Here is a 12,147-nt window from a genome sequence, read left to right as displayed (position 1 = left end):
GGCGCGAAGGATCACTCGTCCGCCGACCCACCGCACCGCATCCGACAGAGCCGCCCACTCCGGGCGGCTCTGTCGGCGTCACGCGATCCGACCGAGCAGTGTGGAGAATGTTATTCTCGCAAATGGAAGTGATCTTTCTATAGGTGTTCGAAACCAGGAGGCCCGGTGCGCTTCGCTTCAGCCGACAGTCGTGACCTCGCATGAGCGATCCCGCGAACCGGAACGGAATCGCGTCGACCGACAGCGTGGCCACGTCGACCCAGGGCGTGCAGTTGCTGGTGTCGGAGACGAACAGTTTCATGTCCGACTTCGGCCTGGTGTCGGTACAGCTGGACCGGACGCGTTCGTTGCTGCGATGCGATCTCACCGACAAACTCCGGTCCCACGCCGGGACCGCCCCCGTCGGACTCCAAGCCACCGTCATGGATTTCGTGACGTCCGACCCGGCCCTGGTGGCCGCCGCTCCCGATTGGACCGCGACACAGGACCTTTCGCTGCACGGCGCCGGATGGGTGACCGTGGGTCCGATCGTGGTGGACAGCACACTGGTCCGGGTCGGTAAGAAGGTCGTCGTGGTGGCCGCCGATGTCTACGACGGAAACGGCTGCGAGGATCTGCACGAACTGGCGGCGGCGATCGACGCGGCGGATCCGCGGTCGCGGCCGACCCTGGCCGCGCGCGGTCTGGTCACCTTCGCCCGGTTGCCGCGCGCCGCCGCCCACGGCGCCGACGAGTACACCCCCGATCGGTGGATCGGGCAGATCCGCAGCCGTCCCATGGTGCCGATCGAGGACGCGCTGTATCCGCGCCTCGGCATCCGGGTGATCGACGCCGCAAGGGGCGAACTCGAACTCGACCGCACGCCGTTCGTCGCGAATCAGATCGGCACGATCATGGGTGGGGTGCAGGCACTGCTCGCGGAGTACGCGGCCAACGCCATGCGCCCCGAACTGGTCGCCTCCGATATCCAGATGAATTTCCTCGCGCAGGTCCGTGTCGGGCCCGCGCGCACCTACGGCACTGTGATCCGCGACGACGCCGATCACAGTGTGGTCAGCGTCCGGCTCGTCGACGCCGGGGCCGACGAGATGATTCTGGCGCTGGCGACCGTCACGCTGAGAAAGCCTCCCGCGCACCACTGATCGTCGGGTCGTACCCGGCGTCGACCGTCGCACGTGACGACGGTCTCGGCCGAGTCGACCGCGCATCCGTCCCGGTCGGGGAGCGGTCACCGTCGCGTGACGGCTACCGGCTCACCTCGTGTCGGGACGGGCCGTGTCCGTCAGGGCGCTTTGGTGCACGGACTCGGCAGCGCCGACAGGGTGGCGAGATCGCACACGCCACCGGTCAGGATCGCGAACGGCGTGGTGATCAGAAGTACGAGAACTCCGATGACGTCGCCGTGTCCGAGAAAGTACAGGGCCGAATTGCCCGCCGCGGACCCGGTGTCCACCGCCGAGGATCCGGTTCCGGCCACGGCTGTCGCGGGAACCGGGGCGGATCCGGTCGGCTCGGCCGTCGCTCCGGCCGCGGTGACGACGAGAGTCGCCGCGGCTGCGGAGGCGGCGGCGAGACGAAGTGGGGTACGCATCATTGCGCTCCTCTGTTGAAGAATAGTCGGTAACATCTTAGCGAGATGTGTACCACTACGCGGAGGATCGCGATAGATCGGGAGCCCATGATGCACCACTGATAACGATATGTATCTGCGTTCGGCGGCTGCACGAACAGGATGGAATGGTTGGTTACATAGAGTGATGTCCACGTCGGCCGGGAGCCGAGCAGAGCGGATCAGTTCGCGGCGGGCGTGAGGGAAGCGCGCAGTTCGCGGTCGAGTTCATCGCGGTAGAACTCGAGGAAACCGTCGGGGTCCGGCCCGGCGTTCTGGAGCACGAGGTGGTCGTATCCCGCGTCGGCGTAGGTGCGCACGGCCCGGATGTACTCGGCGGGATCGGTGCCGCAGGTGAAGTGATCGCGGATGTCCTCTTCGCGAACGGTGGCGGCGGCAGCGGCGAAATTGACGGGATTGGGAAGTTCGCTCATGACCTTCCACCCGGTCAGCGCCCAGCGCGTCGTCTCCAACGCGGCCCGCGCTCCGGTGTGTTCGTCGCGGGCCCAAGCCACCGGGATCTCGGCGTAACACGGGCCCTCGCCGCCTCGTTCGCGGTAGCGCCGCACGATGGCGGGATCGGCGTCGGTCGCGAAGAGACCATCTCCGAGGTCCGCGGCGATCTCGGCCGCGTCGGGCCCACCCGCCGCGACGGCGATCACCGGGAGTTCGTCGGGGAGATCGAAGATCCGCGCGTCCGACAGGTTCAGATACCGGCCGGAGTACGACCGATAGCCGCCCCGCCACAGCAGCCGGATGATCTCGATGGCCTCGCGCAGCATGTCGTGGCGCACCCGCACGGCGTCGGGGAATTCCAGGCCGACGACATGTTCGTTGAGTCGTTCCCCGGAACCGACGCCGAGGGTGAAACGTCCGTCGGAGACCAGGGCCATGGTGGCGGCGGCCTGGGCGACGATGGCCGGGTGATAGCGCAGGATCGGACAGGTCACGCCGGTGGCCATGCCGATCCGCTCGGTGGAGGCCGCGATCGCGCCGAGCACCGTCCACGCGAACGGCGAATGGCCCTGATTGTCGAGCCAGGGATGGAAATGATCGCTGATCTCGACGAAATCGAACCCCGCCTGCTCCGCGGCTTTCGCCTGTCGAATCAGTTCGGCAGGGCCGAAACCCTCCGCTGCCAGTTTGTACCCGATCTGCATCGTTACCTCCATGGCCGAGAGCCCCCGCGGACAACCGACGCCTACCCCTGTCGTCGGTGTGCAAACAGTGCGCGCGGTCCCGACTCGAACAGGTCCGAATTGTGAGGTGTGCCAGAGTCGGGCCGAACCACCGGCCGGGACGCTCACCGAGCGGTTCGATGAGCGCGATCGGCGGTGTGAAGGGATGGGCGGATGCGACTGCGGCGAAACGGTCTCTTCGCGGTGTTGGTGGTGTTGGCGGGTACGGGGGTGGGGGTGTCCTCGGCGACTCCGGTAGCGGGCGGTGGCGCGCCGGGCCGGACGGAGTCGGTCTACGAGTCGTCGTCGCCGGTGACATCTGTCGTCTCCTCGGTGGTGACCCTCGCCGCGCCATTACCACCGGGGAGTCCGCCTCACCCCGCGGCCTGCGACACGGTGTCCTATCTGCGGTGGCGCTCTGTCGACGGACCGCGTGACTCCGCCGACGCCGATCGCGTCCTGGTCGCCCAACCCGGTGTCTTCGAGGGTGCGGGCGCGTTCGAAAGCGTTGCCCGCAACACGGTTTCGCGGGCCGCCGAATCGGGGAGCCATATCGAGTTCTGGGCGCTGGACCGTCGGTCGAACTGCCTGGAGGACCATACGGGGGTCCGCGCGGCCCTGCGCAGCGGTTCGTTCGACACCGCCGCGGACTACTACTTCCACGGCGCCGAGGCGGTGGGGCGCCGCTTCGCCGGTGTCGCTGAGGGCGCGGCGACGGCATGGCTGCGCGATCAGGGACTCGAGCAGACACTGCGCGACGAATACGACGTGCTGCGCGCGGAATTCCCGGACCCGGCGGTGCGCAAGCGCAAAGTCGTCTGCGGCGGACACTCGCTGGGCGGATTCGTCACGGGCTATTTCGCGGAATGGGATTTCGACGGCGACCCGGCGACCACCGATGACGCCGGATACAACCAGTGCTCCGGCTATTTCGCGCTCGACACCACCATCTCGGCCGGATTGAGTCTGCGCGGCCTGCAAGTCCCCGACCTACCCGCGCCGATCGCCGCGGTGGTGGAAGGCGTTTCGCTGCGACTTGATACCGCCGCGCCGGTCCTTCGGCTGCCCGCCGTCATCAACCCCGAGACCACCAACCTGCTGGCACTGGCCGGGCTCGCGGCCAGACTCAACCCCGACGGTGTCAATGATCTCGTCCGACGGCTGCCTGACAATCCGAATATCACCGCGACATTGCGGACACTGCTCTCACAGAACGCGGGCATCTTCGCCACCGGAGTTCCGGATGTGCGGGATCTGAACGCCACCAACGAAGCCGTGCTCGGGGCGATTCTCGACGACAATTCCCAGCCGTTCGGATTCCTGCAGACCAGTGCGGGATTCGTCGGCGGCGGACCGGTCGGTCCGAAGACCTTCCCGGTTCCCGACGCGGTCGCGCGCAGCCCGCTCGCGATGGGCATGTTCGGTGACGCGCCCAAGGTATCGCCGACGGTGTTCGACCCCGGCACGGTCTACCGGTGGCTGGACTACGACGACATCGCGGCGCTGACGACGCCGGAGGCCCGCCCGTACACCGACCCGGGCAGCGAAGTGACCGCCATCGCCGAACTCGCTCGCGATCTCAGCGAACCGCCGCTGGATTTCACCGAATGGTATTTCCCGACGCGGTTGTCACTGGACCTGCAACAGACCGCGGCGCCGTCGTTCGCGCGCAACCACATTCATCTCGACGGGGTGGACCGCAACCCGATACTGACCTTCCGCGGCAGCGGCGGAATTCCGGTCGCCGATTCGGGTAGTCCGCGCGACGAGGTCATCGAATTACCCGGTTACAACCACATCGACGTGCTCACCGCCGCCGCGCGACAGAACAACGGACAACCCGAGGCGGTGTCGACCGGGCTCGCCGAATTCGCGACACGATCCGGCGACTGACGCGGCGTCGAATCGAGCGCCCCCCGCGAGCGAACGGTCGGTTACGCTATCGGCGCCTCCGGTCCGATTCGTGCGACCGCGTGGTTCGAGGGGCGGTCCGTGCCGAGCGCGCGCCGCATGGGATGGAGGCGTCGGTGTCGGAGACGGAATCCGCGGTGGCCGTGGTGCGGAACGGGACTCACGGCGTCGGACGCTTCACCGTGCAGACCTGGTTCCAGCTGGTGCTGGCGGCGATGGCGATCGTGGTGCTCATCGGCGCGGCGGCGGGCGCGCAGGTCATCGCCAACACCAACAGCGCCACCGACCGGGTGATGAACCACACCCAGCCCGCGCTGACCCGGGCGTACCAATTGCAGGCGGCGTTGCTCAATCAGGAGACCGGAATCCGCGGCTACGCCATCAGCGGCGACCGGCAATTCCTCGACCCGTACAACGAGGGACAACGAATCGAGGTTCAGGCCACCGACCGCATCGCCGTGCTGTTGGCCGAGCGTCCCGAACTGCTGACCGATCTGGACGCGGTCCGGGCCGCCGTCGAGAAATGGCGCACCGACTACGCCCGCCCCGTCGCGGCGGGCCCGTCGGCCTCGGTCTCAGCCGCGTCCACGGCACAGGGCAAAGCGCTGTTCGACGAGGTACGTGCGAGTCTGGCCGCCCAGAACACCGACCTCGTCGCCGCGATCGCCGCCGACCGCGAGTCGCTCGACCAGGCCCGCACGTTGCGCAATATCGTGCTGCTGGTGATGGTCGTGCTGTTCCTGACGACCGGGGTGGTATTGACATTGCTGGTGCGCCGGCTGGTCGCCGGCCCGCTCTCAGCGCTGACGAAAGCGTCGCTGCGGGTGGCCGACGGCGATTTCGACCACCACATCGACGTCGCCGGACCGGCCGACGTCGCCACCGTCGCCGCCGCGGTGGAGAGCATGCGCAGGCAGGTGGTCTCGGAGCTGGAATCCTCGCGCGGACAGGAAGCGGTGCTGGCCCGGCAGAAGGCCGAGTTGGATGTGCAGACCGAGGAGTTGCGCCGCTCCAATACCGAACTCGAGCAGTTCGCCTACGTCGCCTCCCACGACCTCCAGGAACCGTTGCGCAAGGTCGCCTCGTTCTGTCAGCTGTTGGAGAAACGCTACGGTGACCAGCTCGACGCGCGCGGCAAGCAGTACATCGACTACGCCGTCGACGGTGCCAAACGCATGCAGATCCTGATCAACGACCTGCTGACCTATTCGAGGGTCGGGCGGTTGTCGGAGACCACGGCCAGGATCGGCCTGGGCACGACGCTGGATTCCGCGCTGTCCAATGTCTCCGCCGCCATCGATGACACCGGCGCCCGCCTCGAGTTGCCCGCGCGGCTGCCCGAGGTGGTCGGCGATCCGACCCTGTTGACGATGCTGTGGCAGAACCTGATCGCCAACGCGATCAAATTCCGTGCCCCCGACCGCGCCCCGGTGGTCCACGTCGACGCCGAACTCGACGCCGAATCCGGCCGATGGCAATTCGCGGTGGCCGACAACGGGATCGGGATCGAGCCGGAGTTCGCCGAGAAGGTGTTCGTCATCTTCCAGCGTCTGCACAATCGGGAGGAATACAGCGGCACCGGAATCGGTCTGGCGGTGTGCAGGAAGATCGTGGAGTATCACGGCGGCAAGATCTGGATCGACACCTCCTACCGCGACGGAACGTGTTTCCGGTTCACCCTGCCCGCGCCCGCGCCCGCGCCCGCCGAGGACGACCCCGGCACCACCGCCGATACGGCGGTCGAAGGAACGTCGGTGTGACACGACCGAGGGGCCCAGGCGGTTTCGCCTGAGCCCCTCGAAGGTCGTCGTAGACCTATCCGTCAGCGGTCGTGCTGATACGCGGACTGACGCGCTTCGTCGACATCGGCCTCCGCGCGAGCCTTCTCCGCCGCGGCTTCCTTGCTCGCGGCCTCGCGCTGGGATTCGGCCTTGTCCTGCTGGGCACGCCCCTCGCTCTTGAAGTTCTCTTTGCCGGTGACGATGCCGACAGCTTCCTTGGCTTTGCCTTTGACGTCCTCGACGACGCCTTCGACACCTTCACGGATTCCGCTACCATGCTTGGGCACTTGTGTGACCTCTCGTCGGAAATGGCTGACAACAGAGGCCTACCCGGACTCGGTCGGCTCAATCAGCACGGTCGGCGAATCGCTTGTCCGCCGCACGAATTCCCCCGACGACCGCATGAGTTCCTCGATAACGGGTAGCCGGTCACTGGGTGCGCCACCACGTGATGGGCGCCTTCGGGCCGGCAAGTCGGCGCCGCGTTGACACGCGGTCTCAGACCCGCGCCCGGTGTCCGACCTCGGCCGCTGATCCTGGGACCGGTGACAGGCCGGGGTCGGACACCCGTCACCGCGGTCTCGCGGACCGTCATCGGTGAAATCGAAATGTCTTTCCTGCCTCCTGTTTCAGCGCATCGCGCGGTGGCAGGACGGGCTCGGCCCGGTGCTCGCGCGCGGAGGACGCGCGCGGTCGGACAGGTGAACGTGAACCTAGCGCTTCGCGACGCGGCGCAACTGGATGATGCGCGCACCACCGACCAAAGCCATGACGAGTGCGCCGCCGAGGGCGGACAGCAGGACCGCGACGCCGGTGGGGAGCCCGAAATCCCAGAAGAACAGGCTGACCTGGATGGTTTCCAGGTTCTGCAGGATGAAGATCAGCAGGACGACGAGGATGACGATGCCGACGACCAAACCGTCCCAGGCGCGACCGGTACGTGAGCCGGTCGACTTTCGGGTCGACGCGGCAGGCACCGGCTGCTGCGGCGGGGTCGATTCGGATCCGGGCAGATCTTCACTGTGTGTGGACATATAGGGGCGATAACCCCAGAAGCAGCAAAGAAACCCGTCAGCCGGATTGTTATTGGGCTCGAGCGGCGATTCTCCGCCGAATCGCCGCCCGAACATCCCGACCGCCTGACGCGAGCTCAGGGGCCCTGGACCGTGAGGACGATCTTCGCGCGCGCGTGCTCGGTTTCCAGGTGGCGGATGGCCGCGGCGGCCTCGCCGAGCGGGTAGGCGCGCTCGATCACCGGCCTGAGTTTTCCCGCTTCGGCCAGCTCGCCGAGCACGGTCAGGTTCTCGGCGGACTGTACCGCCTCCAACACCTCGACCCAGCTGACGAAACGGGCCGCCAGCTTGCCCGCGATGATGAGCGCCATCGGCCCGAAGACCGAGCCACCGCGATACACGCCGCCGCCGGACAGTACGATTTTGCCGCCCGGTGCGAGAACTCCTCGCATCCGGGTCAGCGAGTGGTTGCCGACGAGATCGAAGATCAGGTCGTAACGTGCTGCGCCGGTCGTGAAGTCGTCGTCGGTGTAGTCGATGACGTGGTCGGCCCCGAGCGCGCGAACCTGGTCGACATTCCTGGTGCTGCACACCGCGGTCACCTCGGCGTCGAAGGATCGGGCGATCTGCACGGCGAAGGTGCCGACGCCGCCGGACGCGCCGTTGATCAGCACGCGGTGGCCGGACCGGATCTGCCCGAGATCTCCCAGCCCCATCAGCGCGGTGTTGCCCGCCAAGGGAATCGCGGCGGCCTGCTCGAAACTCAGGCGGGCGGGTTTGCGGGCGAGCGCGTTCTCGGGGGCCGCCACATATTCGGCGAAAGCGCCGTCGGCCTCGCCGAACACCTCGTCACCGGTTTCGAACCGCTCGACGCCGGGGCCGACCGACTCGACCGTGCCCGCGAAATCGCGGCCGCGGATCGTGGCCCGTGGCGCGCGCAGACCCATCATCGGTCGGGCCAGGTAGGGATCGCCGCGCATCATGTGCCAGTCCAGGGCGTTGACGGCGGCGGCGTGCACCCGTACCAGTACTTCACCGCGAGCGGGTACCGGCCGTGCGGTGTCCCGGAATTCGAGAGCCTCCGGTGATCCGTACCGCTCCTGCATGATCGCCTTCATGGTCTCTCCCGTTCGCGCCGTCCGCTCCTTGCCGAAACCGTAGATCCGCACCCCCGGCACCCACATCGGGGAAATCCCTGAAACAGCGCGGCGGCCGCGTCGCGCCGCTTTCGGATGTTGACCGAACAGCCCTGTGGATTTCACATTCCACTGTCAGGCTCGGTATGTGTACGACTTCGATGTGCTTGTGCTCGGATCCGGTCCCGGCGGACAGAAGGCCGCGATCGCCACGGCCAAACTGGGCAGGCGGGCCGCGGTGGTGGAGCGGCGGGACATGGTCGGTGGGGTGTGTATCAATACCGGCACCATTCCGTCCAAGACCCTGCGCGAGGCGGTGCTGTACCTGACCGGCCTCAGTCAGCGCGAGATGTACGGCCGGAGTTACCGGGTCAAAGAGGACATCACGGTCGCGGATCTGCTCTCGCGCGCGAACCACGTGATCGGCCGAGAGGTCGATGTGGTCCGAAATCAGTTGTCCCGCAACCGGGTAGCGATGCTGCCCGGTATGGGCGCCTTCGTGGACGAGCACACCGTCGAAGTGCTCGACGGTACCGGCCGCGAGACCGAGGTCACCGCGGACAAGATCGTGATCGCCACCGGCACCCAGCCCGCGCGTCCGGACGCGGTGGATTTCGACGGCACCACCGTCATCGACTCCGACGGCATCCTGCGCCTGGAGCGCGTACCGCAATCGATGATCGTGGTCGGAGCGGGCGTCATCGGCATCGAGTACGCGTCGATGTTCGCCGCGCTCGGCTGCAAGGTGACAGTGGTGGAGTCGCGGGACCGGATGCTGGATTTCTGCGATATCGAAGTGGTGGAGGCGCTGAAATACCATCTGCGTGATCTGGCGGTCACCTTCCGTTTCCGTGAGACGGTCGCCGCCGTGGAACGCCGCCCGTCCGGGGCCATCGCGATCATGGAGAGCGGCAAGAGAATTCCGGCGGAGGTGGTCATGTATTCGGCCGGTCGGCAGGGGATGACCGCGAGCCTGCGGTTGGAGAAAGCGGGACTGAGCGCGGACCGGCGCGGTCGGGTCGCGGTGGACGAATTCTTCCGCACCGAGGTTCCGCATATCTACGCGGTCGGCGACGTGATCGGTTTCCCGGCGCTGGCGGCGACGTCGATGGAACAGGGACGGCTGGCCGCCCACCACGCGTGCGGGGAATCGGTGCAGGCGCTGTCGTCGTTGCAGCCGATCGGCATCTACACCATTCCGGAGATCAGTTTCATCGGAAAGACCGAGGACGAACTGACCGCGGCGCGAATCCCGTTCGAGGTGGGCGTTTCGCGTTACCGGGAATTGGCCAGGGGGCAGATCATCGGCGATTCCTACGGTGTGCTGAAACTGCTCGTCTCGTGCGCGGACAGGTCGATTCTCGGTGTGCACGTGTTCGGCACCGGCGCCACCGAGTTGGTGCATATCGGCCAGGCGGTCATGGGATGTGGCGGCACGGTCGACTATCTGGTCGACGCGGTGTTCAACTACCCGACGCTGGCCGAGTCCTACAAGGTCGCGGCCCTGGACGCGATGAACAAGATCCGCCAGATCGAACGCATGGACTGAATTCCGGACCGAGGGTTGGAGATCTCCACAAAGAGTGTCCGATTTCCGAGAATGACGCTTCCGCTGTGAGAATGTCATTTCATGTTCGAGTTCCTCTCCACCGACCGGAATCGCCGCTCGCGGCTGATGCGACGCCTGATCGGTTCGGCGGCGGCCGTGGCCTCGCTGACCGCCGCTGTCAGCGCCGTCGAGACGACAGCGCAGGCCGCGCCCACCGCCCTCGCCTCTTCCGGATGCTCGGCCCCCGCGCCCGCCGAAGGTGAGTCCACCCTGGAATTCGCCGCGGCAGGCAAGGCGGGTACCTACATCCGCGACATCCCGCCCGCGACGGGTGCGCCATTGCCGGTCGTGCTCGACCTGCACGGGCTCATGGAACCGGCGTTCATCGAGCGTTCCAGTACCGCTCTGTCCGAACTCGGCAAGAGCCGCGGGTTCGTGACGATCACCCCGCAGCTCAGCGAGCTCCGCATCCCGCAATGGGATTTCACCGAGAACAGCGCGGATATCACCTTCCTGTCGACACTGCTGACCCACGTCGAGGAAACGCTGTGTGTGGACCGGCAGCGGATCTACGCCACCGGGTTGTCCATGGGCGGGTTCACCAGTTCCTCGCTCGGATGCCAGCTCTCGGATCGGATCGCGGCCATCGCGCCCGTCGCGGGCCTCCAGGATTTCACCTGGTGCCACACCGTCCGGCCGGTGCCGGTGATCGCGTTCCACGGTTCCGACGATCCGATCATCGCCTACACCGGCGGTGAGGGCCCCAACGCGCAATTCTTGCCCACCCCCAGCAAGACCGGGTCCTCCGGCAATTCCAAGCCGGGGGTGAACGGTCCCAACAACCGCAGCATCCCCGACAACGCGGCCGGGTGGGCCCGGCGCAACGGGTGCAAGCCCGAACCCGCGCAACGGTCCGTCGCCCCCGACGTGAATCTACAGAGCTACGACTGCCCCGCCGACGCCACCGTCCAGCTCTACACCGTGCTCGGCGCGGGTCACGTCTGGCCGGGAAGCCCCTCCGACACGTCGCCCGTACCGCTGGTCGGCGAGAACACGAAATCCATCGTCGCCTCCGAGCTGATCTGGGACTTCTTCCAGGCCCATCCGTTGCGCCGCTGAGCGAGACGGTTCGCCGAACGGGAGTTCGCCACTGGCGGTGGCGAACTCCCGTTCGCGTTTCTGGGGTAGCCCCGGTTCGATCCGCGGCCGGTTCACCCGGGTGGGATGAGTTCGGCGGCGATCGCGCGGCCCAGCCGTAGCGGCTCGGCGTCGTGGTCGAGTTTGGAACCGGCGAGCGCGCCGTCGTAGATCAATCGGATGCGTCGGGCGAGGACCACCGCGTCGGCGGCGCCTCGGGCACGCAGCAGATCGGTGAGGGTATCGAGCATCCAGCGGCGATGCTCGATGACGGGCGCCAGTGCCTCGTCCGGGAATTCGGTTGCGGCATTGGCGTATTGGCAGCCGCGGAAACCCCGGTCCGGTGCCGAGGCGAGGGCGAGATCGAAGAAGGCCAGGATCCGGTCCGCCGGGTCGGCGACCTCGGCGACGGCCTCGTTCCATCGGGCCCGATCGCGGCGGTCGAGGTGTTCCAGATAGGCGATCACGAGCCCGTCCTTGGAACCGTAACTCGAATACAGGCTGGCACGGGCCACGCCGGACTCGGCGAGCACCCGGTCGATGCCGACCGCCCGGATGCCGTGCCGGGCGAACAGGGTTGTCGCGGTGTCGAGCAGGCGTTGCGCCGGCGCCGGTTTGCCGCGACGGTCGGCGGAGGACACCGCGGACTCCGTTGTTGTGGCCACGCAGACCACTGTAGCGATTTCCACGTATAGACAGATCGTTCTATCTATGTTTAGTCTTGTTCCGTGACCCGCAGCAACCTCACTCGTCGCCTGCACGTGGACCTCGTCCGCGTGGCGACCGCTGCCTGTCCGTTCCAGCGCTGACTCCCGCTCCGCGAATCCCGGAGC

At 67.1% G+C, this 12,147-nt stretch carries 12 protein-coding genes; 6 read left to right on the top strand and 6 right to left on the bottom strand.

Going from position 1 to position 12,147, the window contains the following annotated elements:
• The first annotated feature begins 200 nt into the window (after positions 1-200).
• Positions 201-1,142, top strand: a complete 942-nt coding sequence (locus DAT37_RS40855; protein ID WP_232840299.1) for a PaaI family thioesterase — start codon at positions 201-203, stop codon at positions 1,140-1,142.
• Between the two features lie 140 nt (positions 1,143-1,282).
• On the opposite strand, the gene DAT37_RS40850 is transcribed toward DAT37_RS40855, so the two are convergent.
• Together DAT37_RS40850 and DAT37_RS40845 are read right to left on the bottom strand one after the other, a co-directional pair.
• Positions 1,283-1,591, bottom strand: a complete 309-nt coding sequence (locus tag DAT37_RS40850) for a hypothetical protein (protein WP_157978959.1) — start codon at positions 1,589-1,591, stop codon at positions 1,283-1,285.
• Between the two features lie 200 nt (positions 1,592-1,791).
• Complete coding sequence (locus tag DAT37_RS40845; RefSeq protein ID WP_109530384.1) at positions 1,792-2,769, bottom strand: TIGR03557 family F420-dependent LLM class oxidoreductase; 978 nt, start codon at positions 2,767-2,769, stop codon at positions 1,792-1,794.
• 192 nt (positions 2,770-2,961) lie between these two features.
• On the opposite strand from DAT37_RS40845, the gene DAT37_RS40840 reads away from it, so the two are divergent.
• Together DAT37_RS40840 and DAT37_RS40835 are read left to right on the top strand one after the other, a co-directional pair.
• Complete coding sequence (locus tag DAT37_RS40840) at positions 2,962-4,680, top strand: hypothetical protein (RefSeq protein ID WP_109530299.1); 1,719 nt, start codon at positions 2,962-2,964, stop codon at positions 4,678-4,680.
• A gap of 233 nt (positions 4,681-4,913) precedes the next feature.
• Positions 4,914-6,458, top strand: a complete 1,545-nt coding sequence (locus DAT37_RS40835) for a sensor histidine kinase (RefSeq protein ID WP_408637495.1) — start codon at positions 4,914-4,916, stop codon at positions 6,456-6,458.
• 62 nt (positions 6,459-6,520) lie between these two features.
• Here the strand turns inward: DAT37_RS40835 and mbp1 are convergent, their stop codons facing one another.
• From mbp1 to DAT37_RS40820, 3 genes are all read right to left on the bottom strand, one after another.
• Positions 6,521-6,766, bottom strand: a complete 246-nt coding sequence (gene mbp1, locus DAT37_RS40830) for a microaggregate-binding protein 1 (RefSeq protein WP_109530297.1) — start codon at positions 6,764-6,766, stop codon at positions 6,521-6,523.
• A 426-nt stretch (positions 6,767-7,192) separates the two neighbouring features.
• Positions 7,193-7,513: a LapA family protein gene (locus DAT37_RS40825; RefSeq protein ID WP_109530296.1), complete on the bottom strand. Its 321-nt coding sequence runs from the start codon at positions 7,511-7,513 to the stop codon at positions 7,193-7,195.
• A 116-nt stretch (positions 7,514-7,629) separates the two neighbouring features.
• The gene (locus tag DAT37_RS40820; protein ID WP_232840297.1) at positions 7,630-8,676 is read right to left on the bottom strand and encodes an NAD(P)-dependent alcohol dehydrogenase; all 1,047 of its coding nucleotides are present in this window, start codon (positions 8,674-8,676) and stop codon (positions 7,630-7,632) included.
• Positions 8,677-8,776: 100 nt separating this feature from the next.
• On the opposite strand from DAT37_RS40820, the gene sthA reads away from it, so the two are divergent.
• Entirely contained in the window at positions 8,777-10,177 is a 1,401-nt protein-coding gene (sthA, locus tag DAT37_RS40815; RefSeq protein ID WP_109530382.1) for a Si-specific NAD(P)(+) transhydrogenase, read from the top strand.
• 81 nt (positions 10,178-10,258) lie between these two features.
• A complete protein-coding gene (locus DAT37_RS40810) occupies positions 10,259-11,296 on the top strand; it encodes an alpha/beta hydrolase family esterase (protein ID WP_109530295.1) in 1,038 nt (345 codons plus the stop codon).
• 92 nt (positions 11,297-11,388) lie between these two features.
• On the opposite strand, the gene DAT37_RS40805 is transcribed toward DAT37_RS40810, so the two are convergent.
• A complete protein-coding gene (locus DAT37_RS40805) occupies positions 11,389-11,979 on the bottom strand; it encodes a TetR/AcrR family transcriptional regulator (RefSeq protein WP_232840296.1) in 591 nt (196 codons plus the stop codon).
• A gap of 63 nt (positions 11,980-12,042) precedes the next feature.
• On the opposite strand from DAT37_RS40805, the gene DAT37_RS46595 reads away from it, so the two are divergent.
• A complete protein-coding gene (locus DAT37_RS46595) occupies positions 12,043-12,123 on the top strand; it encodes a putative leader peptide (RefSeq protein ID WP_353853518.1) in 81 nt (26 codons plus the stop codon).
• The last annotated feature ends 24 nt before the right edge of the window (positions 12,124-12,147 follow it).

Source organism: Nocardia aurea, assembly GCF_003123685.1.
In the GTDB taxonomy this organism is placed as follows: Bacteria; Actinomycetota; Actinomycetes; order Mycobacteriales; family Mycobacteriaceae; genus Nocardia; species Nocardia aurea.
This window is presented reverse-complemented; position numbering and strand designations above follow the sequence as displayed.

Coding starts and splice junctions, on each gene's coding strand:
- DAT37_RS40855 (WP_232840299.1), top strand. CDS start 201: ATGAGCGATCCCGCGAACCGGAACGGAATCGCGTCGACCGACAGCGTG.
- DAT37_RS40850 (WP_157978959.1), bottom strand. CDS start 1,591: ATGCGTACCCCACTTCGTCTCGCCGCCGCCTCCGCAGCCGCGGCGACT.
- DAT37_RS40845 (WP_109530384.1), bottom strand. CDS start 2,769: ATGCAGATCGGGTACAAACTGGCAGCGGAGGGTTTCGGCCCTGCCGAA.
- DAT37_RS40840 (WP_109530299.1), top strand. CDS start 2,962: ATGCGACTGCGGCGAAACGGTCTCTTCGCGGTGTTGGTGGTGTTGGCG.
- DAT37_RS40835 (WP_408637495.1), top strand. CDS start 4,914: ATGGCGATCGTGGTGCTCATCGGCGCGGCGGCGGGCGCGCAGGTCATC.
- DAT37_RS40825 (WP_109530296.1), bottom strand. CDS start 7,513: ATGTCCACACACAGTGAAGATCTGCCCGGATCCGAATCGACCCCGCCG.
- DAT37_RS40820 (WP_232840297.1), bottom strand. CDS start 8,676: ATGTGGGTGCCGGGGGTGCGGATCTACGGTTTCGGCAAGGAGCGGACG.
- DAT37_RS40810 (WP_109530295.1), top strand. CDS start 10,259: ATGTTCGAGTTCCTCTCCACCGACCGGAATCGCCGCTCGCGGCTGATG.